The 22,678-nt window shown below is 60.5% G+C and carries 19 protein-coding genes; 16 read left to right on the top strand and 3 right to left on the bottom strand.

Translation table 11 applies throughout. The features are described from left to right. Nucleotides 1-3: 3 nt before the first annotated feature. Nucleotides 4-1,173: a ribonuclease D gene (gene rnd / locus BM364_RS07430; protein WP_092422910.1), complete on the bottom strand. Its 1,170-nt coding sequence runs from the start codon at nucleotides 1,171-1,173 to the stop codon at nucleotides 4-6. A gap of 172 nt (nucleotides 1,174-1,345) precedes the next feature. On the opposite strand from rnd, the gene aspS reads away from it, so the two are divergent. The 13 genes from aspS to BM364_RS07365 all read left to right on the top strand — a co-directional run bounded on the left by aspS (nucleotide 1,346) and on the right by BM364_RS07365 (nucleotide 17,076). Further along, the gene (aspS, locus tag BM364_RS07425; RefSeq protein ID WP_092422908.1) at nucleotides 1,346-3,136 is read left to right on the top strand and encodes an aspartate--tRNA ligase; all 1,791 of its coding nucleotides are present in this window, start codon (nucleotides 1,346-1,348) and stop codon (nucleotides 3,134-3,136) included. Between the two features lie 139 nt (nucleotides 3,137-3,275). Further along, nucleotides 3,276-4,883, top strand: a complete 1,608-nt coding sequence (locus BM364_RS07420; protein ID WP_139232533.1) for an EAL domain-containing protein — start codon at nucleotides 3,276-3,278, stop codon at nucleotides 4,881-4,883. A 70-nt stretch (nucleotides 4,884-4,953) separates the two neighbouring features. Then, entirely contained in the window at nucleotides 4,954-7,281 is a 2,328-nt protein-coding gene (locus BM364_RS07415) for an NADP-dependent malic enzyme (protein ID WP_092422904.1), read from the top strand. A 186-nt stretch (nucleotides 7,282-7,467) separates the two neighbouring features. Then, nucleotides 7,468-7,815: an FtsB family cell division protein gene (locus BM364_RS07410; RefSeq protein WP_175528504.1), complete on the top strand. Its 348-nt coding sequence runs from the start codon at nucleotides 7,468-7,470 to the stop codon at nucleotides 7,813-7,815. Between the two features lie 116 nt (nucleotides 7,816-7,931). Further along, nucleotides 7,932-8,951, top strand: a complete 1,020-nt coding sequence (gene pdhA / locus BM364_RS07405; RefSeq protein WP_092422900.1) for a pyruvate dehydrogenase (acetyl-transferring) E1 component subunit alpha — start codon at nucleotides 7,932-7,934, stop codon at nucleotides 8,949-8,951. 7 nt (nucleotides 8,952-8,958) lie between these two features. Next, nucleotides 8,959-9,360, top strand: coding sequence for a hypothetical protein (locus BM364_RS07400; protein ID WP_092422898.1), 402 nt, complete (start codon nucleotides 8,959-8,961; stop codon nucleotides 9,358-9,360). A gap of 1 nt (nucleotide 9,361) precedes the next feature. After that, a complete protein-coding gene (locus BM364_RS07395; protein WP_092422896.1) occupies nucleotides 9,362-10,756 on the top strand; it encodes a pyruvate dehydrogenase complex E1 component subunit beta in 1,395 nt (464 codons plus the stop codon). A gap of 12 nt (nucleotides 10,757-10,768) precedes the next feature. Next, the gene (locus BM364_RS07390; RefSeq protein WP_092422894.1) at nucleotides 10,769-12,151 is read left to right on the top strand and encodes a pyruvate dehydrogenase complex dihydrolipoamide acetyltransferase; all 1,383 of its coding nucleotides are present in this window, start codon (nucleotides 10,769-10,771) and stop codon (nucleotides 12,149-12,151) included. An 86-nt stretch (nucleotides 12,152-12,237) separates the two neighbouring features. Next, the gene (locus BM364_RS07385; protein ID WP_092423975.1) at nucleotides 12,238-12,885 is read left to right on the top strand and encodes an SGNH/GDSL hydrolase family protein; all 648 of its coding nucleotides are present in this window, start codon (nucleotides 12,238-12,240) and stop codon (nucleotides 12,883-12,885) included. A gap of 24 nt (nucleotides 12,886-12,909) precedes the next feature. Next, complete coding sequence (lpdA, locus tag BM364_RS07380; RefSeq protein WP_092422892.1) at nucleotides 12,910-14,349, top strand: dihydrolipoyl dehydrogenase; 1,440 nt, start codon at nucleotides 12,910-12,912, stop codon at nucleotides 14,347-14,349. A 147-nt stretch (nucleotides 14,350-14,496) separates the two neighbouring features. After that, nucleotides 14,497-15,537 (top strand): Gfo/Idh/MocA family oxidoreductase, encoded by a 1,041-nt coding sequence (locus BM364_RS07375; RefSeq protein ID WP_175528503.1) that lies wholly within the window; start codon nucleotides 14,497-14,499, stop codon nucleotides 15,535-15,537. 142 nt (nucleotides 15,538-15,679) lie between these two features. Beyond that, nucleotides 15,680-16,633, top strand: a complete 954-nt coding sequence (lipA, locus tag BM364_RS07370) for a lipoyl synthase (protein WP_092422888.1) — start codon at nucleotides 15,680-15,682, stop codon at nucleotides 16,631-16,633. Next, entirely contained in the window at nucleotides 16,633-17,076 is a 444-nt protein-coding gene (locus BM364_RS07365) for a type II toxin-antitoxin system RatA family toxin (protein WP_092422886.1), read from the top strand. Before lipA ends, BM364_RS07365 begins: the two co-directional genes overlap by 1 nt. Nucleotides 17,077-17,211: 135 nt before the next feature. Here the strand turns inward: BM364_RS07365 and BM364_RS07360 are convergent, their stop codons facing one another. Next, nucleotides 17,212-17,721, bottom strand: coding sequence for a CinA family protein (locus BM364_RS07360; protein WP_092422884.1), 510 nt, complete (start codon nucleotides 17,719-17,721; stop codon nucleotides 17,212-17,214). Further along, nucleotides 17,721-18,917: a bifunctional 2-C-methyl-D-erythritol 4-phosphate cytidylyltransferase/2-C-methyl-D-erythritol 2,4-cyclodiphosphate synthase gene (locus BM364_RS07355; protein ID WP_092422882.1), complete on the bottom strand. Its 1,197-nt coding sequence runs from the start codon at nucleotides 18,915-18,917 to the stop codon at nucleotides 17,721-17,723. The genes BM364_RS07360 and BM364_RS07355 overlap by 1 nt, the downstream gene beginning before the upstream one ends. Before the next feature lie 173 nt (nucleotides 18,918-19,090). Between BM364_RS07355 and dusB the strand changes: the two genes are divergently transcribed. From dusB to ntrC, 3 genes are read left to right on the top strand one after another with little or no spacing between them, the layout of a single operon-like run. Then, nucleotides 19,091-20,092, top strand: a complete 1,002-nt coding sequence (gene dusB / locus BM364_RS07350) for a tRNA dihydrouridine synthase DusB (protein WP_244542790.1) — start codon at nucleotides 19,091-19,093, stop codon at nucleotides 20,090-20,092. Further along, complete coding sequence (locus tag BM364_RS07345) at nucleotides 20,089-21,219, top strand: two-component system sensor histidine kinase NtrB (protein WP_092423971.1); 1,131 nt, start codon at nucleotides 20,089-20,091, stop codon at nucleotides 21,217-21,219. The genes dusB and BM364_RS07345 overlap by 4 nt, the downstream gene beginning before the upstream one ends. After that, nucleotides 21,216-22,661, top strand: a complete 1,446-nt coding sequence (ntrC, locus tag BM364_RS07340) for a nitrogen regulation protein NR(I) (RefSeq protein WP_092422880.1) — start codon at nucleotides 21,216-21,218, stop codon at nucleotides 22,659-22,661. The genes BM364_RS07345 and ntrC overlap by 4 nt, the downstream gene beginning before the upstream one ends. The last annotated feature ends 17 nt before the right edge of the window (nucleotides 22,662-22,678 follow it).

The raw sequence follows: 22,678 nt of genomic DNA, 5'->3' as shown, positions 1-22,678 counted from the left end.
TGCTTATTCAGCAGCCTGAGCCGGATTGACCGGGAATTCGAGCACGCCCTTGCGCGTGGCGGCGAGACCCACGCGGCCATGCTTGATCGCGAGAGCCTTCTCGCCGAAAAGCTTGCGCCGCCAGCCTTTGAGTGCAGGAACATCAGCCTCATCGTCGAGCACCAGGGCATCGATCTCGTCTGATGTGGCGATGATGCGCGCCGCGACGCCGTTTTGCTCGGCGACTGACTTGAGAAGAACCCGGATGAGATCGCCGACTGCGCCCTTGGGTGACGGGCCACGGTAGCGTTCGGGCATGACCGGTAGTTCGGACTTCGGCAGCGCCTCGACTTCCTTCAGCAGTTCCATGATTTCGGCAGCCGCGGCGCTGCGACCGAAACCGCGCGGCACCGCGCGCAACTTGTCGAAAGCCTCCGGCGTCACGGGACGCTGCATCGCCAGATCGTAGAGCGCGTCGTCTTTGAAGATTCGGCTGCGCGGCTGATCGGTCTGCTGGGCGCGGCGTTCGCGCCAGGCGGCAAGAACCTTTAGGGCGGCAAGATCGCGCGCACGGTTGATCTTCATCTTGAGCCGCTCCCAGGCGTGCTCGGGGCGTACGACATAGGTGTCGATGCTGCGCAGGGTTGTCAGTTCGTCTTCAACCCAGTCCCAGCGGCGGGTCTGTTCGACCTGCTTGCGTAGCTCGCGATAAATGTCGCGGAGATAAGTGACGTCAGCCAGCGCATAGGCGCGCTGCTTTTCCGAGAGCGGGCGGGCCGACCAATCGGTGAAGCGCGAGGATTTGTCGAGTTCCACCTTGCAGATGGCGCGCACCAGGCTGTCATAGGATGCGCTGTCCCCGAAGCCGCAAACGCTGGCGGCAATTTGCGTATCGAAGATGTTGTGCGGCACCTTGCCGGTCAGTTTGACAAAGATTTCAATATCCTGCCGGGCGGCGTGAAATACCTTGGTGACCGATGGATTAGCCAGAAGCTCGAAGAAGGGCTTGAGATCGTAGTCATAGGCGATCGGGTCGATCAGCACCGCCTCGTCATTGGTTGCCACCTGGATCAGGCACAGTTTTGGCCAGTAGGTGGTCTCGCGCAGAAATTCTGTGTCCACGGTCACAAAGTCAAACCGGGCGGCGCGCTCACAAAAATCCGCAAGCGCCTCTGTGGAAACTATAAGGTCCATACGGGTTACCGTCTCAAAATCGTCAATATTGTTCCTAGCAGGTGATGGCCGATAGCTCCACCTCGGATTTCCGTTGCCCGCCGCTACCGGGCTGACGCTTGACAAGCGGGGTGCTCCATGCGCTTTTCGCGCCCAAGAATCCGGCCTTTACTGCAGCTTTTTGAGTTTGATCATGACCACACATCGATACCGCACGCACACTTGTGGCGCTCTGACGGCGGACGATGCCGGCAATACTGTGCGCCTGTCCGGTTGGGTCCACCGCATCCGCGACCATGGCGGTCTGCTATTTATCGACCTGCGCGACAACTACGGCATCACCCAGTGCGTGATCGACCCTGATTCTGCCGCCTTTGCCGACGCTGAAAAGGTGCGCTCGGAATGGGTGCTGCGGATCGATGGCGAAGTGAAGCTGCGTGATGCCGCTGCCGTCAATTCCAACATCGCAACGGGCGCGATCGAGATCTTCATCCGCGAAATCGAAGTGCTCTCCGTCGCCAAGGAACTGCCGCTGCCGGTCTTTGGTGACCAGGATTATCCCGAGGACGTGCGCCTGCGTTACCGTTTCCTCGACCTGCGTCGCGAGAAGCTGCACGCCAACATCCTTAAGCGCACCAAGATCATTTCGACCATGCGTGCCGGAATGGGCGATGCGGGCTTTACCGAATTTTCGACCCCCATTCTGACAGCCTCGTCGCCGGAAGGCGCTCGCGACTTCCTTGTGCCGAGCCGTATCCATCCGGGCAAGTTCTTCGCGCTACCGCAGGCGCCGCAGCAGTATAAGCAGCTACTGATGGTTGCCGGCTTCGATCGCTATTTCCAGGTTGCGCCGTGCTTCCGCGATGAAGATCCGCGTGCCGACCGCCTGCCGGGCGAATTCTACCAGCTCGATCTCGAAATGAGCTTCGTAACGCAGGAAGATGTCTGGAACACCGTCGAGCCGGTGATGACCGATGTCTTCGAAAAGTTTGCGGACGGAAAGCGCGTTACCAAAGGCTGGCCGCGGATTCCCTATGACACCGCGATCCGCAAGTATGGCTCGGACAAGCCCGACCTGCGCAACCCGATCGAAATCCAAGGCGTCACCGAACATTTCGCCGGGTCCGGCTTCAAGGTCTTTGCCAACCAGATCGAAGCGGATCCCAAGGTCGAAGTCTGGGCCATTCCGGCCAAGAACAAGGCCGGTGCCGAGCCGATCGGCCGCGCGTTCTGTGATCGCATGAACGCTTGGGCACAAGGCGAGGGCCAGCCGGGCCTTGGCTATATCTTCTTCAAGGATGGTGCTGGTTCCGGTCCAATCGCCAAAAACATCGGCGAAGAGCGCACCGCAGCGATCAAGAGCCAGCTTGATCTTGATGATGGCGATGCCGTGTTCTTTGTCGCAGGGCGCCCGGAGAAGTTCTACAAGTTCGCAGGCGAGGCCCGCACGAAGGTCGGTACCGATCTTGGGGTTGTCGACACCGAGCAGTTCGCGCTGTGCTGGATCGTCGACTTCCCGTTCTATGAATGGAGCGAGGAGGAAAAGCGCGTCGACTTCGCCCACAACCCGTTCTCGATGCCCCAGGGCGGCATTGAGGCGCTAAACTCGTCCGATCCGCTTTCGCTCAAGGCCTATCAATATGATGCGGTCTGCAACGGCTACGAAATTGCCTCGGGCTCGATTCGTAACCAGGAACCCGAGACCATGGTCAAGGCGTTCGAGCTGACCGGCAAGTCGCGCGATGAGGTCGAAGAGCAGTTCGGCGGCCTTTACCGTGCGTTCCAGTATGGCGCTCCGCCGCATGGTGGCGCCGCTTTCGGTATCGACCGCATCGTGATGCTGCTCTGTGGTGTGGCCAACCTGCGCGAGATCACGGCGTTCCCGATGAACCAGCAGGCGGAAGATCTGCTGATGGGCGCACCAAGCGCGGCCGACAACAAGCAGTTGCGCGAACTCAGCATCAGGCTGAACGTTCAGAGCTAAGCTCTTTTGCGATCATCGATTTTGGGGGCGGGTCTGCGAATCCGCCCTTTGTCTTTTCCCCTTGCGGAGGCACTGGTTAACGCGTTTTTAGGCGGCAAACGCTAGCGTTCGATCACCTCTTTGGAAGTGGATCTATTCCGTGAAAGCGAAGTTCTCGCACCTTCTTATGTTGCTGGGCACGCTTCTGGCTTTCGTTCCGATTATTTCGGTCGATTATCTGCTCGATGGATATGCGCGAACCAAGGAATTGGCGCGCTTGCAGGCGACTGCCGACGAACTGGGCCTACGGATCAACGGCTATACCACGGACGCTGTCCAGACCTTGCGCAAGGTGATTGCCGACAGCCCGTCCTTCTGCACGCCGACTTTCACGGGTATCGCTCTTCAGGCAATCGAGAACAGCGTCAACGTCAAGCAGGTGCTGGTCGAGAACATGGATGGCGTGCAGTATTGCGACGCCTTCGGCCGCGGCGTGCAGCAGTCTCCACTCTCCGAATCCTTGCCTGTACCGGGCCTCACCGAAACCATATCGATCGTTGCCTTCGCAGAAATGGGCACTCCGGCGGTCAAGGTGAGCCAGGTCCTCGGGGGAACCCGGCGTGTCTCTGCCTTCGTTCCGATCATCGCGTCGTCCATGAAAACCTGGGAAGCCTCACTTGCTCCAGGGGGGATGGTCGATGTGGCCCTGACGAGTGGCCTCACCGTATTGTCCATCGGGTCGGCAGTCGACATGCAGCGTGCCGTCAACAGTACCGACTATCTGGTGGTGGAAAGCTTTGCCGGCGAATTGCCGATCAAGGTCCGCTACGTGGTGCCGTTCTCTGTTGCGCGCGCCAACTATGCCGACCTCGATGTCATTTTTACCATTCTGGCCTGCTTCGTCAGCGCCGGCCTTTTGCTGCTGGCGCTGCGCTATGCGCGCCGCTCGCGCGTGCCCTCGTTTGATTTGGAACGCGCAATCGGTCGAAACGAGATCAAGCCCTACTATCAGCCGGTCATCAATCTGCGCACCGGTGGGCTCGTTGGCTGCGAAGTGTTGTGCCGCTGGGAAAAGCCCAATGGCGAAATCGTGCCGCCGGGCGTTTTCATCGATTATGCCGAAGCCAGCGGCATGGCTATTCCCATGACACTGTCCTTGATGCAGCAGGTGCGTTACGACCTGTCCGAGCTGTCTCAGAAGATGCCGGGGTTGAAGATCTCCATCAATCTTTTCGAAGGCCACTTCAGGGATGTCGGGATCGTGGAGGACGTGCAGGCGATTTTCGGCAATTCGCCCATTTCCTACGATCAGCTGGTGTTCGAAATCACCGAGCGCCGGCCGCTGGAAAGCTCGCCAGCGGTCAACAGCGTCATTTCGGGGCTCCATGCGCTCGGCTCCAAGATTGCCATGGACGATGCGGGCACGGGCCATTCGAACCTCGCCTACATCGCTACGCTCGGCGTGGACGTCATCAAGATCGACCGCATCTTCGTGGATATGATCAAGCCAGGCACGAATCAGGTGCCTGTGCTTGATGGGCTCATCGCCATGTCGAAGGATCTTGGCTGCGAGATCGTGGCTGAGGGCGTCGAGACTGAGGCGCAGGCGGTTTATCTTCGCGCCCATGGCGTGACGCAGGCGCAGGGTTATATCTTCGCACCCGCACTTAAGATCGGAGCTTTCCGCGAACTAGCACTGGCCCTGGCTTCGACGCCGGATGAATCCGCAGGAGCAGGCAGCGATGGCGGCTTCAACGACGCGGCGTGATCATAACTCAATCGATTGCAGGCGGTTAGGGTGAGAAGAGGGCCGCCTGGCCCCTTTTCATCGCCTCGGAATGGTGGCAGTACCACCGGCATCTGCTGTGCCGGAGGAAAACGTGACGACCGATCCCAATGAGCAGCGCAAGGTGTTGCGCGAAGCCGCTCTGCATTTCCACGAATTTCCCAAGCCCGGCAAGCTCGAGATTCAGCCGCTCAAGCCGCTGGGCAATCAGCGGGATCTTGCACTGGCCTATTCGCCCGGCGTCGCGGCGCCCTGCGAAGAGATCGCCGAAACCCCCGAGGCGGTTGCGCGCTACACGTCGCGGCAGAACCTGGTCGCGGTGATCTCGAACGGGACGGCTGTTCTCGGTCTGGGCAATATCGGGGCGCTTGCCTCCAAGCCTGTGATGGAAGGCAAGGCTGTTCTCTTCAAAAAGTTCGCCGGGATCGATGTTTTCGATCTCGAAATCGACGAGATCGACCCCAAGAAGTTCAGCGATGCCGTGGCGCCGCTTTGGCCCACATTCGGCGGCATCAATCTTGAAGATATCCGCGCGCCGGACTGCTTCGAGATCGAGGAAGCGCTACGCGAGCGCATGCCGATTCCGGTTTTTCATGACGACCAACACGGCACCGCCATCATTGTAGGCGCTGCTGTGCTCAATGGGCTCGAGCTGAGCGGCAAGAAGATCGAAGAGGTCAAGATCTGCACCTCCGGGGCAGGGGCGGCCGCTATCGCGTGCCTCAACGTGCTCGTCGCCCTCGGTGCCAAGCACGAAAATATATGGGTGGCGGACAAGGATGGTCTGGTTACCCACAAGCGCAACGACGTCAACGACAAGTGGCGCGGGCAATTCCGCCGGGAAAGCGATGCCACGACGCTGGCCGAGGTGATCGAAGGCGCCGACGTGTTCCTGGGTCTTTCGGCGGCAGGCGCGCTGAAGCCGGAGATGCTGACCAAGATGGGGCCCAAGCCGCTGATCCTGGCTCTGGCGAATCCGAACCCCGAAATCATGCCCGAACTGGCCAAGTCGACACGGCCCGACGCGATGGTGTGTACCGGGCGCTCGGACTACCCCAATCAGGTCAACAACGTCCTCTGCTTCCCGTTCATCTTCCGCGGCGCGCTCGATGTGCATGCAACGACGATCAACGAAGAGATGAAGCTGGCGGCCGTGCGTGCCATTGCCAAACTGGCGCATGAGCCGGGCCTCGAGGTTTCCCCCTCGGGGGCACCGGCCGTTTACGGCCCCGAGCACATCATCCCCAACCCCTTCGACCAGCGGCTGATCCTGCGCATAGCGCCGGCCGTGGCGCGCGCTGCCATGGAATCCGGCGTGGCCAAGCAGCCGATCAAGGACTGGGACGCCTATCAGGACCAGCTGAACCGCTTCGTGTTCCGCTCCGGGCTGGTGATGAAGCCGATCATCGATCGGGCGCAGGGCCAGAACAAGCGCATCGCCTTTGCCGATGGTGAAGACGAGCGCGTGCTGCGGGCCACCCAGGTTCTGCTCGAGGAGCGGATCGCCCGCCCGATCCTGATCGGCCGACCCGCCGTGATCGAGGCGCGCATCGAACGCTTCGGGCTCAGCATCGAGCCGGGGCGCGATTTCGAGGTCATCAACCCCGAAGACGATCCCCGCTATCGCGACTATGTCAGCCTCTTCCATTCGCTGGTTGGGCGCAACGGCGTGACACCGGATACGGCGCGCACGATCGTGCGCACCAATACAACCGTGATCGGTGCGCTGGCGGTCAAGCGTGGCGAAGCGGATGGCTTGATCTGCGGCCTCCAGGGCCGGTTCATCAAGCATGTGCGCGATATCCGCTCGATTATCGGCTTGCAGAACGGGGTGAGCGATGCATCGGCGCTATCAATGCTGATCATGCCGCGTGGGGCCTTCTTCCTGGCTGACACCTATGTCAACCAGAACCCGAGTTCGGACGAAATCGTCTCGATTGCCCTCCAGGCGCGCGATCACCTTAAGCGGTTCAACATCGAGGCACGCGTGGCCCTTCTGAGCTACTCCAACTTCGGCTCGCGCGACGGGGACAGCGCTTTCAAGATGCGCGAGGCCTATGACAAGCTCAAGGTCGTGGCGCCGGACCTGATCGTCGAGGGTGAGATGCAGGGCGACCTGGCGCTCAATGAAAACTTGCGCGACCGCTACATCCCCGACTCGGTCCTGCGTGGCGAAGCCAATCTCCTGATCTTCCCCGATCTTGATGCGGCCAACCTCTCGATGACCCTGCTCAAGGAAATGAACAACGCGCTGGCTGTCGGCCCGATCCTGATGGGCACGATGGCCCCAGCACATATCCTTGCGCCTTCCGTGACGAGTCGTGGCATCGTCAACATGGCGGCGATTGCCGCCAATGAAGCGATCGGGGTCAAAGAATAACCGAATGTCCAGCAGCTCTCCCGAGACGGGAGGGCTGCTAAGACCATGGCTGTGGAATGCCGACCGGTGCCATTATGGGAAACGGGTTATTAAGGGCTCGCGCCACATAGTGGGACACCCCATATCGGTCTGCTCATGCCCACACGTCTCAAGCGCCCAGCATTTTGGCGACCTCTCGCTCTCGCAGTGTCGCTGATCGCCTTCCAGGGCTATCTTGGCTATTCGGCCATAAACGGCAATTTCGGTATCGAAAGCCGAGATGCGATTCTGGCCGACATCCAGGTTCTGAAGGATCGTTCGGCCGCCTTGCAAGGCGAAATCGACAGCTTTGCCCATCGCAATTCGCTGATGGACCCGCGTCACCTTGACCCCGACATCGTTACCGAACGTGCGCGCAGCTTGCTCAACATGGCGCATGCCGATGACATTCTGGTCATGGTGCACCCGGACAGCGGTCAACCGATTTCTGGTAAATTCCGAGAATTAATCGATGATCAGTTAATTCAGATTATCGAGGCAGATTCAACGCTCTAGGCCTTGTTCAGGGTGGCGCGGTGAGCAATTTTATCTGCCGCCAGCTTGCGCTATAGTGCAGGAGATGGCCTGATCGGGCCAAGCCGCTAATTCCAATTGTATTTCGGGAGCCACCTATGGCGCGCAAGGCGACGGCTACTTCGGCCAGCACAATGCCCAATGCCCCTCAGTTCACGCAGGAACAGGATCTGGAGGCTTTCCGCGAGATGCTGCTGATCCGGCGTTTCGAAGAAAAGGCTGGCCAGATGTATGGCATGGGCCTGATCGGCGGTTTTTGCCACCTCTATATTGGCCAGGAAGCGGTTGTTACCGGCATCACCATGGCCAGCGAGAAGGGCAAGGATGCCCAGATCACCGGGTATCGCGACCACGGCCATATGCTGGTCATGGGACTCGACCCCAAGGGCGTGATGGCCGAGCTCACCGGTCGCCAGGGCGGCTTGTCGAAAGGCAAGGGTGGTTCGATGCACATGTTCTCCAACGAGCATCGCTTCTATGGCGGCAACGGCATTGTGGGCGCGCAGGTGTCGCTCGGCGCGGGCTTGGCCTTTGCTTCGAAATATACCGGCGACGGCTCGGTCAGCATTGCCTATTTCGGCGATGGCGCGGCCAATCAGGGCCAGGTCTACGAAAGCTTCAACATGGCCAAGCTCTGGAAGCTTCCGGTCGTGTTCGTGATCGAGAATAACAAATATGCCATGGGCACCTCGATCGAGCGTGCTGCGGCGACCACCGACTTCTCCAAGCGCGGCGCGTCGTTCGACATTCCGGGCGAGCAGGTCGATGGCATGGATGTGCGCATGGTCTATGACGCAGCGCAGCGCGCCATTGAACATGCCCGTTCCGGCAACGGACCCTACATCCTCGAGATGCTGACATATCGCTACCGCGGTCACTCGATGTCCGACCCGGCAAAGTATCGCTCCAAGGACGAAGTGACCAAGTATCGCCAGGAGCGAGATCCTATCGAGCAGGTGCGTGCGCGTCTGATCGAAGGTGGTTCGGTGAGCGAGGAAGATCTCAAGAAGATCGAAACCGAGATCCGCGCGATCGTGACCGAGGCGGCCGACTTCGCGACCAACGATCCGGAGCCGGATGCATCCGAACTCTGGACCGATATCACGATCGAGGCCTGATCCCGCGATGAGCATCCTGCTCGGTGTCGTCATGCTCTTTGCCCTCTTGTCCGGCCTGCTCGCGGCCGGACAGGCCATGGCAATCAGCCGCATGGCGGCCGCGTCTGGCGCCAGCTGGCGCGACTGGCTGTTTGGCTGGTGGCGCTTCGAGCAGATCGCGCACCGGGCAGGCCTGAGCGGGGAAGTGCAAGCCGCGCTCTACAAGCGCGCGGTTATCGCCTGCATCGCCTTTGTCATTCTTGGCCTCATTCTGAGCGGCTGGGCCGTGAACGAACGCCAGGGGAGCGCCGCCATCGAGGCTGCCGAGACCCCAATCACCGATTGGCGCGTTCTGCCCGCCCGTCTTGCCGAACAACTCGAACTTCGCCGTGTGGCCACCATGCCCGGCGCTACCATTCTGGAGAGCTGATATGCCCCAAATCCTCATGCCCGCCCTTTCTCCCACGATGGAAGAGGGTAAGCTCGCCAAATGGCTGGTCAAGGTTGGAGACACCGTCAAGTCCGGCGACGTTCTGGCCGAGATCGAAACCGATAAGGCGACCATGGAAGTCGAGTCGGTTGATGAAGGCGTGGTCAAAGAAATCCTGATCGAGGAAGGCACCGAGGGCGTCAAGGTCAACACGCCCATCGCCCTGGTTATGGGTGAAGGCGAGGAAGTAGGCGAGGGGAACCGCCCGGCCGCTCAGGCGACCTCATCCGATCCGGACGGCGATTCGGCTGTGGCTGCAGCCGCAGCACCTGTGCCGGCGGAGCCGAGATCCGGCGCCGAAGCCCCTAAATTCGTTGCGCAGAACGATCCCGACCTGCCAGACGGCGTCGAGATGGTCGAGATGACCGTTCGCCAGGCGCTGAACGAGGCGATGGCCGAGGAAATGCGTCGCGACAAGGACGTCTTCATCATGGGTGAAGAAGTCGCCGAATATCAGGGTGCCTACAAAATCACCCAGAACCTGTTGCAGGAATTCGGAGCCGAGCGCGTAATCGATACGCCGATCACCGAGCATGGCTTTGCCGGACTTGCGGTCGGTGCGGCCTTTGCCGGGCTCAAGCCGATCGTTGAATTCATGACCTGGAACTTTGCCATGCAGGCAATCGACCAGATCATCAACTCCGCCGCCAAGCAGCTTTACATGTCTGGCGGTCAGGTGACGGCACCAATGGTGTTCCGCGGCCCGAACGGTGCAGCAGCCCGCGTGGCGGCCCAGCACAGCCAGGACTATTCGGCCTGGTACGCTCACGTTCCCGGGCTGACGGTCATCGCGCCCTATAGCGCGGCGGACGCCAAAGGGCTTCTCAAGGCGGCTATTCGCTCGCCGAATCCAGTCGTTTTCCTTGAAAACGAAATTCTCTACGGCTCAACCGGTCTCGTGCCCAAGGTCGATGACTTTGTCCTGCCGATCGGCAAGGCGCGCATTGCCCGTGAGGGTGCGGACGTGACCATCGTCTCGTTCTCGATGGGCATGCGCTATGCGACCCAGGCGACGGAAAAGCTGGTTGCTGCCGGCGTCGACGTCGAACTGATCGATCTGCGTACGCTTCGTCCGCTCGACATCGACACTGTCATCGAGTCGGTGAAGAAGACTGGTCGCCTCGTGACCGTCGAAGAAGGCTGGCCGCAGGGCGGCATTGGCGCCGATATTTCGGCGCGCGTCATGGAGCAGGCATTCGACTATCTTGATGCGCCCGTCATGCGTGTGACCGGCAAGGACGTGCCGATGCCATACGCTGCCAACCTTGAAAAGCTGGCGCTGCCAAACGTCGATGAAGTGATCGCGGCCGTCAACGCCGTGACCTACCGCTCGTAAGGAGTTTCCGGGATGCCAATCGATATCACCATGCCGGCGCTTTCTCCGACGATGGAAGAGGGCAAGCTCGCCAAATGGCACGTCAAGGAAGGGGACAGCGTTTCCTCCGGTGACGTGATCGCCGAAATCGAAACCGACAAGGCTACGATGGAAGTCGAGGCCGTCGACGAGGGCAAGATCGGCAAAATCCTCGTTGCCGAAGGCACTGACAATGTGAAGGTCAACGCCGTCATCGCCGTGCTTCTGCAGGATGGTGAGGACGCCAGCGCGATCGGCTCAGGCGGCGCAAAGCCGGCCGAGGCGCCGAAGGCTGAAGCCAAGACCGATGCGCCGAAGACTGAAGCGCCAAAGGGCGATGCCGGTACGCTGCAATATGACAAGGGCACGTCGACGACATCGACCGCACCGGTTTTCAACTCGAACACTGGTTCGAGCGCGCCGAAAGCTTCGCCCGCGCCAACCCCGGCCAAGTCCGATGGCGGTCGCGTCTTTGCTTCGCCGCTGGCCAAGCGCCTCGCCAAGGAAGCTGGGATCGACCTTTCGTCTATCGCCGGTTCGGGCCCCAAGGGCCGTGTCGTCAAGTCGGACGTTGAAGCTGCCAAGAGCGGGAAGGGCGCTGCCAAGTCTGCTGCTGGTGCTGCGCCCGCAACCGGCATGAGCAAGAACCAGGTCATGGCGCTCTACGAAGAGGGCACCTACGAGGTCGTGCCGAACGACGGCATGCGCAAGGTCGTGGCTGCGCGCCTGACCGAGAGCAAGCAGACCGTGCCGCACTTCTACCTGACGCTCGATTGCAAGATCGACGCGTTGATGGCCGCGCGCGAGCAGATAAATGCCACAGCACCCAAGGGCAAAGACGGCAAGCCGGCCTTCAAGCTCTCGGTCAATGACTTCATCATGAAGGCCTGGGCGATTGCCTTGCAGCGCGTGCCGGCGGCCAATGCGACCTGGGCGGGGGACTCGATCCTCTACCACAAGCGCTCGGACGTTGCCGTTGCCGTGTCTGTGCCGGGTGGCCTCTTCACTCCGGTGGTCAAATCGGCCGACACCAAGACGCTGCGGGAAATCTCGGAAGAGGTGAAGGATCTGGCGAGCCGCGCCAAATCCAAGAAGCTGGCGCCGCACGAATATCAGGGCGGTTCGTCGTCCGTGTCGAACCTCGGCATGTTCGGCATCAAGCACTTCTCGGCCGTCATTAACCCGCCGCATGGCACGATCCTGGCGGTCGGCGCCGGCGAAGAGCGCGTTTATCCGGACAATGGTCAGATCAAGATTGGCCAGTTCATGACGGCAACGCTCTCCTGCGATCACCGCGCCGTCGATGGTGCACTGGGTGCGGAAGTGCTCGGTGTGTTCAAGGGGCTGATCGAAAACCCGGTGATGATGCTGGCCTAGGGCTGCGCCCTAGGTTTCTTTGGTCGCGTTTCCAAACCGGAAAACCGGTTCCCATTTTTTCTGGAAACGCTCTGATGGAGCCGTCGATGAAGACCATTCTCGCCTATGGCGACAGCCTGACCTATGGCGCGGATCCTGGTGGTGGTCCGCGGCACGCCTATGAGGATCGCTGGCCGACGGCACTCGAAAAGGGGCTCGACGGGCAGGCGCGGGTGATCGCCGAAGGTCTTGGCGGTCGCGCTACGGCTTATGACGACTGGACGGCTGCCGCCGACCGTAACGGGGCGCGGATTTTGCCCACGTTGCTCGACAGCCATAAGCCGCTCGACCTTGTGATCATCATGCTCGGGACCAACGATCTCAAGCCGTTTGTCGCGGGTTCAGCGGCCTATGCGGCGCGCGGGGCTCGCCGGTTGGTCGAAATAACGCGGGGGCACTTTGCGGCTACCGGGGAGACGGCGCCGCAGATCCTGCTGGTGTCGCCGCCTGCCGTCGTCGAGACGACCAACGAGAACATGCTGGGCAATTTTGGCGGGCTCGACCATCTTTTCCGCGAGTCGCGTGAATTTGCGCGGCATTATCGTCGGCATGCCGAGGAAACCGGCGTTGCCTTTTTCGATGCGGCGACGGTTGCCAAGGCCGATCCGCGTGACGGCGTCCATCTGGACCCCGCCAATACGCGCGCGATCGGGGTGGGGCTCGTGCCGCTCGTCAAACAAATTCTGGGTCTTTGACCCTCTCTTCTTCTGGAGGCCCTTATGGCTGACCAATACGATCTTCTCGTCATCGGCGCCGGTCCCGGCGGTTATGTCGCTGCCATTCGCGGCGCGCAGCTCGGTATGAAGGTGGCCATCATCGAGCGCGAGCACATGGCCGGCATCTGCTCCAACTGGGGCTGCATTCCGACCAAGGCGCTGCTGCGTTCGGCCGAAATCTACGGCCATATGGGCCATGCCAAGGACTACGGCCTGACGGCCGAAAATTTCGGCTTCGATCTCGACGGCATCGTCAAGCGTTCGCGCGCTATCGCGGCGCAGATGAACAATGGCGTGCAGTTCCTGATGAAGAAGAACAAGATCGACATCATCTGGGGCGAAGCCACCATCACCAAGCCCGGCGAGATCAAGGTTGCCGCCTCGAAAAAGCCGGTCGTGCAGCCGCAGGGCCCAGTGCCGAAGAATACGCTAGGCGAGGGCACTTACAAGGCCAAGAACATCATCATCGCCACCGGCGCCCGCCCGCGCGTGCTGCCTGGTATCGAGCCCGATGGCAACAAGATCTGGACCTATTTCGAGGCGCTGAAGCCTGCTGAAATGCCCAAGTCGCTCGTGGTCATGGGCTCGGGCGCCATCGGCATCGAGTTTGCTTCGTTTTACCGTTCGTTCGGTGCGGAAGTGACGGTGATTGAACTGCTGCCGACCATCTTGCCGGTTGAGGATGCCGAGATTTCGGGCCTTGCCCGCAAGCGACTGGAAAAGCGTGGGATCAAGATCATCACCGAAGCCAAGGTTGCCAAGGTGGAGAAAACCGGTAACGGCGTTGTTGCGCATGTCGAGACCAAGGATGGCAAGACCCAGCAGGTCACCGGCGACAAGCTGATTTCGGCCGTCGGGGTTATGTGCAATATCGAGGGGCTTGGCCTCGAAACCGTTGGCGTCAAGACGGAGCGTGGCGCCATCGTCATCGACAACTACGGCAAGACCAGTGTGGACGGGATCTGGGCAATTGGCGACGTCGCTGGCCCGCCGATGCTGGCGCACAAGGCCGAGCATGAAGCGGTGATTACCGTCGAGAAAATCGCCGGCCTCAAGGTCCATGGCCTCGACAAGACTAAGGTGCCGGGTTGTACCTATTGCGAGCCGCAGGTGGCCAGCGTCGGTTTGACCGAAGCCAAGGCCAAGGAAGCTGGGCGCGAAATCAAGGTGGGGCGCTTCCCATTTGTGGGTAATGGCAAGGCAATTGCGCTTGGCGAGCCGGACGGCTTGGTGAAGACCATTTTCGACGCCAAAACCGGGGAACTTCTCGGCGCGCACATGATTGGTGCAGAGGTTACCGAGCTTATCCAGGGCTTTGTCGTAGCCATGAATCTTGAAACCACTGAAGAAGAACTGATCCACACCATCTTCCCGCACCCAACGCTAAGCGAAACGATGAAGGAAAGCGTGCTCAACGCCTATGATCGCGCGCTGAACATCTGATCGAGTCTGGCAATCTGAGGATGGCGCCCGGGCCACGGTCGGGGCCTTCCTCGGAACTTCCGACGACCCCGCTATCTCAAGATGGGTCCCGGCCTTCGCCGGGGTTCGGTGGCTGGAAAAAGCAAAAAAACCACAGGAGTTTCCCACATGGTCAAGGCAATTCAGATCGGCCTCGGACACTGGGGGTTCAGCTGGACCAAGGAAGTTATCCCTAAAGTTCCCTCTGTCGAAATGGTGGGCTATGTGGATACCAATCCCGAGGCCTCCGAACGCCTGCAGACGGAGTTGGGAATAGATCCAAAATTCTGCTTTTCCAGCCTTGAAGAAGCAGCAAAGAAAACCGATGCGGTGCTTGCGATCTGCACTCTGCGGACCGAAGCGCATTACCCCGTGGTCAAGCGCTGCCTCGAGCTGGGCTATCACGTAATCGTCGAAAAGCCTTTCACCTCGACCATCGCCCAAGGCAAGGAACTAGTTACCCTCGCCAAGGCGCAGGACCGGGTGCTGATGGTCAGCCAGAACTATCGCCATCAACCTGCACCGATCGCTGCGGCCAAGCTGATCGCCGAGAACCAGTTTGGCGTCATGAACATGGTGTCCATCGATTTCCGCCGGCATGGTCCAAGCCAGGGCTATCGCTATTGGGATATGCCCGATCCGCTCCTCGCCGACATGTCGATCCACCACTTCGACCTGATGCGCTATGTACTCGGGGAAGAGCCGGTGCGTCTATCGTGCCGGACCTGGAACCCGCCGGGCAGCCCGTTCCAGTTCCACCCGAGCGGGGCGGCGCTGATCGAGTTTTCGAAAGGCACGATGGTGTCCTACCGAGCAAGCTGGATGAACACCGGGGCCGTGACGCCGTGGGCCGGCGAATGGGTGATGGATGCAGCCCAGGGCCAGATCCATTGGACGTCGCGCGACCATTTCCGCGATCGGACCGGTCCGGATATCCTGACTCTGCAGCCTCTGGATCAGGAACCAAGGCCTATACCACTCGATCCCGTGCAGTTTCCAGATCGCAAGGGCACACTGAACGCTATCGCCAAGGTGATCGAGACAGGAACGGTGCCAGTCGGCTTCAGCTCCGGCGCGGACAATCTGGGTTCGTTGGCTCTTGTACAGTCGAGCATCCTTTCGGCCTCTCGCGGCGGCGATTGGGTAGAGGTCGCAGAGGTGCTTGGCTGATCCGAACGCAAGCCAGCCTAGCAGAAAGGCCGGGTTGAACCGGCAGCTCATGGGAGCGATATAGGGGCTCTAGTGGACGTGTTTCCGGACAGCGAACCGATACCCACTTCGCCTGGAAACACTTTGCCCAGACAGGACTAATATGGTCACGCTCATCGATAATTCGGCGCTTAAGCCGCGCCATCCTGAAAAGGCCAACCGGCCCGACAGCATCGTGCTGCGCAAGCCCGACTGGATCCGCGTGAAGGCTCCGGGTTCTCCGATTTACAAGGAAACCCAAGAGATCGTGCGCGAGAACAATCTCGTCACCGTCTGCGAGGAAGCCGGCTGCCCAAACATCGGCGAGTGCTGGAGCAAGAAGCACGCGACCATGATGATCATGGGCGAGATCTGCACGCGGGCCTGCGCCTTTTGCAATGTGCGCACGGGCCTTCCTGGACCGCTCGATCCCCACGAGCCGGAAAATGTCGCCATTGCGGTGCAAAAGCTCGGTCTTGAGCATGTCGTGATTACCTCGGTCGACCGGGACGATCTGGCTGACGGCGGCGCGCAGCACTTTGCCGATGTGATCCTGGCTATTCGCGCCCGGAACCCGCGCACCACGATCGAAATCCTTACGCCCGATTTTCTCCGCAAGGATGGTGCGCTCGAGGTTGTTGTGGCGGCGAAGCCCGACGTGTTCAACCACAATCTCGAAACCGTGCCGTCAAAGTATCTGAAGGTTCGGCCCGGCGCCCGCTACTTCCATTCGATCCGGCTGCTGCAGCGGGTCAAGGAGCTCGACCCAACCATTTTCACCAAGTCCGGCATCATGGTCGGCCTGGGTGAGGAGCGGAACGAGGTCCTGCAGCTCATGGACGATCTGCGCTCGGCTGAAGTCGATTTCCTGACCATCGGCCAGTATCTGCAGCCAACCAAGAAGCACTATCCGCTGCAGCGGTTTGTAACGCCTGAGGAGTTCAAGTCCTTCGCTACTGTAGCAACCGCCAAGGGCTTTTTGCTGGTTTCTTCGAGCCCGCTCACCCGGTCCTCGCACCATGCCGGCGAAGATTTCGCCCAGCTCAAGGCAGCGCGTCTTGCAAAGCTTGGTCACTGATGAAGCGCTTTTTTGAGCGGCATGTGCCGCACCTGCCGCACTCGATGTTCGAAATCGTCAGCGAGCTAGAGGACTACCCGCGCTTCATCCCGAACTGCAAGGCGATGGACGTGCGTCCCGATCCTGCTGCCCGGGACAAGGACGTGCGCCTTGCAAAAATGACCCTCTATTTTGGGCCAATCACGCAAGCCTATACAAGCCGCGTGACGATCGACCCGGACGCTCTGACGATCGCGGCGAAGGCTGTCGATGGTCCGTTCGCTTATCTCGATTCGATTTGGTCGTTCGAGCCAGAGGGGCAGGGGACAAGGGTCCGGTTCGAGATCGACTTCAAAATCTCGAACCCCTTCATTGCGGCCGTCGCCGAGCCTGCCTTCGCTGCCAAGCAGGACGAGATCATCCGGGCTTTTGCAGAAGAAGCCGACCGGCGATTTGGCAGTTGAAGCATTTTACGCCTGACGCTTTTGCCCGGCGCGTCGGGACAATCCATCTTGCCTAGGCATGGACCACCGGGACAGGCCCGGTGGTGACGAAGACGGGAATGCCAGCCGCTTGAAACAGAGTTGAAATGCTCTGCTTTACTCTTCTACGCTGGTCAGCACCTGCAGAACCAGATCCAGCGCTGCCGCCGCCGTCGCCTTGCGAACTTCGTCGCGGCCGATGTCGCCGAAGCGGTGCTCGATAACGACGGTGGCCAGGTCCGAAGAAACGGCTACGTATACCAGACCAACCGGTTTTTTGTCCGTGCCACCATCCGGACCGGCAATGCCAGTTGCGGAAACGGCGATGTCGACGCGGGCGGTGTTGCGCGCGCCGTCTGCCATGGCACGGGCGACCTGATTGCTAACCGCGCCATAGTCATGGATGAGGCGCGAGGGGACCTGGATCATCTTCGACTTGGCGGTGTTGGAGTAGGTTATAAAGCCGCCATAGACCACGGCGGAGGAGCCGGGAACGTCGGTCAAGGCAGCCGCGATCAGGCCGCCCGTGCAGCTTTCAGCCGTGACGATGCTGCGATTGGTTTCGCGTAAGAGGTCGATGATGCGCTTGCCGGCACTTGGTTCACTCGCCTGAACGGTTTTTGCCATCACTCATCCCTTGGTACTTCAACACTTGCACTTGCCATAGCCACAATACCTTCCTCCCGCCCGATGAACCCGAGCTTTTCGCTTGTTGTCGCCTTGATCGCGACGCGACTGGCTTTGATGCCCAGAGTCTGGGCAATGACAGTGCACATCGCCGGGACGTGTTTGGCAATCCTGGGCGCTTCACAAACAATCGTCACATCGAGATTGACTATGCGCCCACCGCGCTCGGACACCAGCTTTCCGGCGTGTTCAAGGAAGATGGTGGAGCGGGCACCACGCCATTGCATGTCACTGGGCGGGAAGTGAACACCGATATCGCCTTCGCCGATCGCGCCTAAAATAGCGTCGGTCAGAGCATGAAGCGCAACATCTGCGTCGGAATGGCCCTGCAGTTTGGCGGTATGCTCGATGCGCACGCCGCCGAGAAACACTGCGTCACCCGGCTCGAAGGGATGAACATCGTAGCCAGTGCCCACGCGTGTCTCCATGGCCTTGTCTCCCAGAATATGCCGCTCTGCACGCCGGAAGTCCTCCGGATGCGTGATCTTGAAATTGTCCCGGTCGCCAGTGGTCATTGCCACGCGCAAACCTGCCCATTCGGCGATTTCCGCATCGTCGGTGAACTCGCGCCGAACCGTTGCGGCCCGCATATGCGCGGAAAAGATCTGTCCGAACCGGAACCCTTGTGGCGTTTGCGCGGCAAAGAGCGTGCGCCGATCTTCCGTAATGGCGATTTCACGGCCATCCGGAGCGCGTTTGATCGTGTCGGTAAGCGGCAGGGTTGGCAGGGCGCCATCATGGCTCTCGAGCGCGCTCAGCACCTGCTCTATCTGTTTCGGAGACACGAAGGGGCGGGCGGCATCCTGGATGAGAACCAGATCCGGCCGCTCCGGCGCCAGCGCTTTCAAGCCCTCGAGAACCGACGCCTGGCGGGTCGCGCCACCCGTGATGGGCGAACGGAGGCGTGTATCCTCGAGCTTCAGAGCTGCGTAAGCCTCTGCGTGATCCGAATGAATGACCGGCAGGATCGTCGCTATAGCGGGATGAGCCAGAAAGGCATCCACGGTGCGAGCGAGGACGGCGCGGCCGGCGACGGTTCGATACTGCTTGGGATGAGCGGTGCCTTCCGAGTGGGCGCGCTCACCCTTGCCAGCGGCGACGATGATGACGGCTATGGATTTAGGACGTATGGACATATAGGCAGCGGCTACTCGACCGTCAGAGATAGAACTGGTCTAGCCTTCGCCTTGGCATGCGGCAAGAGCAGCGCAGCTTCCCACCCTCTGCAGATCCTTTGGGTGTTGCACCAGCGCGCATAATGACTATTGTGCGGGCACGTTGCTTTGATTGATGATTTCTGGGGCACTCTTTGTCTGGTAATGCCTTCCCGTTGAGCATTGGCGGACATGAAGTCCGCAACCGGGCCATTCTGGCACCGATGGCGGGAATCACCGACCGTCCATTTCGTGAGATCGCCGAGCGCTACGGTGCCGGACTTGTGGTATCAGAGATGATCGCCAGCGCCGCGCTCGGTACCGGGCACGCCGATATGGTGCGAAAGCTCAGCCGGGCAGGGGAACTGCCCCACATGGTGCAGCTTGCCGGGTGCGAGCCGGGCTGGATGGCCGAGGGCGCCCGTATCGCGGAGAGCGCCGGCGCGGACATCGTCGACATCAACTTCGGCTGCCCCGCCAAGCGTGTCACCAGTGGGTATGCTGGTTCAGCCCTGATGCGCGTGCCTGACCAGGCACTGGCCATCGTTGAAGCCGTCGCCGGCGCAACGCAGCTGCCAGTGACAGTAAAGATGCGGCTTGGCTGGGATGATGACAGCCTCAATGCGCCGGACATCGCGCGGCTGGCGGTGAGCGCCGGGGCGCAGATGATCACCGTACACGGTCGCACGCGGCAGCAATTCTACAAAGGTACTGCGCGCTGGGCGTTGGTGCGCGCTGTGGTAGAGGCTGTCGCTGTACCCGTGGTGGTCAATGGCGACATTGTGGATGGCGAAAGCGCAACCGAAGCGCTCGATCAGTCAGGTGCGGCTGCTGTGATGCTTGGCCGCGGTGCTCAGGGACAGCCATGGCGGGTAGGGCAGATCGGTGCTGTGCTTGCCGGTCAAAAGCCGCCGGATGCCCCAAGCGGTACCGAATTGATCGAGCTGATCCGTCATCATTATCAGGAGATGCTGGTGGACTACGGCACCGAGGTCGGCTCGCGTGCCGCACGCAAGCATCTCGACTGGTATGCTGAAGCCGCCGGTCTCAATCTCGATAAACCGACGCGCACGGCGCTGTTGAACAACGATCAGCCGGCCGAGGTCATCGACCTGATCGGCCGAATCTTTTCCGATGAATGGAGAGCAGCCGCATGAGCGCTGCCTTGACTATCCTCGATGCCGTGCCCGCTCGCTCGGTGCTGCAGGCGTTGCCTCAGCCCATCATCGTGCTCGATGAGGCACGCAAGATCCAGTTCGTGAACTATGCAGCGGAGGCGTTCTTCGGGGCATCGCTGAGCGTGTTGACGCGGCAGAAGCTGGACGATCTGCTCGCCTTCGGCTCACCTATCATCAGCCTTGTCGAAACGGTGGTAAACCGCCGTGCGCCAATGACCGAGTACCGGGTTCGCATAGGCTCGTCCCGCTTTGGAGACGAGCGCATTGCCGATGTTTTCGCCAGTCCCATGTCCGATGTGGATGGACAGGTCGCGGTGCTGATCCAGGAGCGCACCATGGCCGACAAGATCGACCGGCAAATGGTTTCTCGCGGCGCGGCGCGATCGGTGACAGGCCTTGCTGCCATGCTCGCGCACGAGATCAAGAACCCACTCTCGGGGATCCGCGGGGCGGCGCAATTGTTGGAACAAACCGTTGCCAGCGACGAGGTGCCGCTTGCCCGGCTGATCCGTGAGGAGACCGATCGCATCGTTGGGCTGATCGACCGTGTCGAAGTGTTTGGCGACGAGCGCCCGATGGAGCGCGAGCCGATCAACATTCACGTCGTTCTCGACCGGGTAAAACTTCTTGCCCGCAACGGGGTCGCGCGCGGAATCACCTTCTTTGAAGAGTACGATCCCTCCCTGCCACCGGTGCTGGGCAATCGAGACCAGCTTATTCAAGTGTTCTTGAATCTGGTGAAAAATGCCTCGGAAGCGCTTGAGAGAACACAGAAACCCGAAATCCGTCTCTCCACTGCTTTCCGCCCGGGAATTCGTATCAGCGTGGCTGGCGTAGCGGAGCGTATTTCCCTGCCGCTTGAGATCGTCATCGAGGATAACGGACCAGGTGTGCCGCTCGATACGCTGCCTTTCCTTTTCGATCCCTTTGTCACCACCAAGACCAACGGCTCCGGTCTGGGGCTCGCCCTCGTCGCCAAGATCGTGGGGGATCATGGCGGAGTGATCGACTGCGAGAGCCGGCCAGGGCGGACGCGCTTCCGCATTCTGCTGCCCGTTGCCAATGGCGTCTTCCAACAAAATTCTGACGAGGTATCGACGAAATGAGCCACGTAGTCCTGCTCGCTGACGACGATGCCGCGATCCGCATGGTACTTAACCAGGCACTGACCCGCGCCGGCTATGAAGTTCGGCCAACCGGCAACATCTCCACCATGTGGAACTGGGTCAGCCGGGGGGAGGGCGATGTGCTGATCACCGACGTCGCCATGCCCGACGGAAACGCCTTCGAGGTCATGCCCAAGATCAAGAAGTTGCGGCCCGACCTGCCAATGATCGTCATGAGCGCACAGAATACGTTCATGACCGCGATCCGCGCTTCTGAAGTCGGAGCCTACGAATACCTGCCCAAGCCCTTCGATATCACCGAGGTGCTTTCCGTTGTTTCGCGCGCGCTGGCAGACGCCAAGAAGCCTACGGCGGCCGACCGTAAGGTGGAAGAGCAGAGCGAGTCCATGCCACTGGTCGGGCGGTCCCCGGCCATGCAGGATATCTACCGCGCACTGGCCAGGCTGATGCAGACCGACCTGACCGTCATGATCACCGGCGAAAGCGGCACCGGCAAGGAACTGGTGGCACGCGCGCTGCATGATTTCGGCAAGCGCCGGAATGGCCCCTTCGTCGCCATCAACATGGCAGCCATTCCACGCGACCTCATCGAGGCCGAGCTCTTTGGGCACGAGAAGGGCGCCTTTACCGGCGCGAACACCCGCTCGTCCGGACGTTTCGAGCAGGCGGAAGGCGGGACGCTCTTTCTCGACGAGATCGGCGATATGCCGATGGACGCGCAAACGCGTCTTCTGCGCGTGCTGCAGGAGGGCGAATATACAATGGTTGGTGGCCGCAGCGCCATCAAGACCAATGTGCGCATCGTTGCCGCCACTCATCGGGATCTGAGCCAGATGATCCGGCAAGGCCTCTTCCGCGAGGACCTTTATTATCGTCTCAATGTCGTGCCGATCCGCCTGCCGCCGCTGCGCGAACGTATCGACGATATCGCCGACCTTGCTCAGCATTTCCTTCGCGCTGCGGAGCGGGAAGGAGAGCCGACCAAGACCATCTCGGCGGAGGCGATTCGCCTGATGCAGAACTACTCCTGGCCGGGCAATATCCGAGAGCTGGAAAACCTGGTGCGGAGGCTTTCCGCGCTGTATGCCGATGAGAGTATCTCTGCCGAGATCGTGCAAAACGAACTCAACATCGCCGAACGACCCGAGATCAACTCAACGATCGGCCCGGTGGATGTGTCGACAGCAGTTGAAAGCCATGTCGGTCAGTTGCTGCGCGAGTACGAGCCGAACCTTCCGCCTGCCGGACTCTATCAGCGTGTCATCGACCGTGTAGAAGCTCCGCTGATCGCCATGGCGCTGAATGCATGCGGTGGCAATCAGATCAAGGCCGCCGACCTTTTGGGGCTCAACCGGAATACGCTGCGCAAGAAGATCCGGACCCACTCGATAGAGATCGTCAAGCATAGCCGACGAAACTGATCTCGGCTTTCAGTCCA

The organism is Devosia crocina, assembly GCF_900116545.1.
GTDB lineage: Bacteria > Pseudomonadota > Alphaproteobacteria > Rhizobiales > Devosiaceae > Devosia > Devosia crocina.
Note: the sequence above shows the minus strand (reverse complement) of the source record. Positions and strands in the feature narration are given on the sequence as shown.

Excerpts from the sequence above, each read along its gene's own strand:
- rnd (WP_092422910.1), bottom strand. The coding sequence starts at position 1,173 with ATGGACCTTATAGTTTCCACAGAGGCGCTTGCGGATTTTTGTGAGCGC.
- aspS (WP_092422908.1), top strand. The coding sequence starts at position 1,346 with ATGACCACACATCGATACCGCACGCACACTTGTGGCGCTCTGACGGCG.
- BM364_RS07415 (WP_092422904.1), top strand. The coding sequence starts at position 4,954 with ATGGTGGCAGTACCACCGGCATCTGCTGTGCCGGAGGAAAACGTGACG.
- pdhA (WP_092422900.1), top strand. The coding sequence starts at position 7,932 with ATGGCGCGCAAGGCGACGGCTACTTCGGCCAGCACAATGCCCAATGCC.
- BM364_RS07400 (WP_092422898.1), top strand. The coding sequence starts at position 8,959 with ATGAGCATCCTGCTCGGTGTCGTCATGCTCTTTGCCCTCTTGTCCGGC.
- BM364_RS07395 (WP_092422896.1), top strand. The coding sequence starts at position 9,362 with ATGCCCCAAATCCTCATGCCCGCCCTTTCTCCCACGATGGAAGAGGGT.
- BM364_RS07390 (WP_092422894.1), top strand. The coding sequence starts at position 10,769 with ATGCCAATCGATATCACCATGCCGGCGCTTTCTCCGACGATGGAAGAG.
- BM364_RS07385 (WP_092423975.1), top strand. The coding sequence starts at position 12,238 with ATGAAGACCATTCTCGCCTATGGCGACAGCCTGACCTATGGCGCGGAT.
- lpdA (WP_092422892.1), top strand. The coding sequence starts at position 12,910 with ATGGCTGACCAATACGATCTTCTCGTCATCGGCGCCGGTCCCGGCGGT.
- BM364_RS07375 (WP_175528503.1), top strand. The coding sequence starts at position 14,497 with ATGGTCAAGGCAATTCAGATCGGCCTCGGACACTGGGGGTTCAGCTGG.
- lipA (WP_092422888.1), top strand. The coding sequence starts at position 15,680 with ATGGTCACGCTCATCGATAATTCGGCGCTTAAGCCGCGCCATCCTGAA.
- BM364_RS07365 (WP_092422886.1), top strand. The coding sequence starts at position 16,633 with ATGAAGCGCTTTTTTGAGCGGCATGTGCCGCACCTGCCGCACTCGATG.
- BM364_RS07360 (WP_092422884.1), bottom strand. The coding sequence starts at position 17,721 with ATGGCAAAAACCGTTCAGGCGAGTGAACCAAGTGCCGGCAAGCGCATC.
- BM364_RS07355 (WP_092422882.1), bottom strand. The coding sequence starts at position 18,917 with ATGTCCATACGTCCTAAATCCATAGCCGTCATCATCGTCGCCGCTGGC.
- BM364_RS07345 (WP_092423971.1), top strand. The coding sequence starts at position 20,089 with ATGAGCGCTGCCTTGACTATCCTCGATGCCGTGCCCGCTCGCTCGGTG.
- ntrC (WP_092422880.1), top strand. The coding sequence starts at position 21,216 with ATGAGCCACGTAGTCCTGCTCGCTGACGACGATGCCGCGATCCGCATG.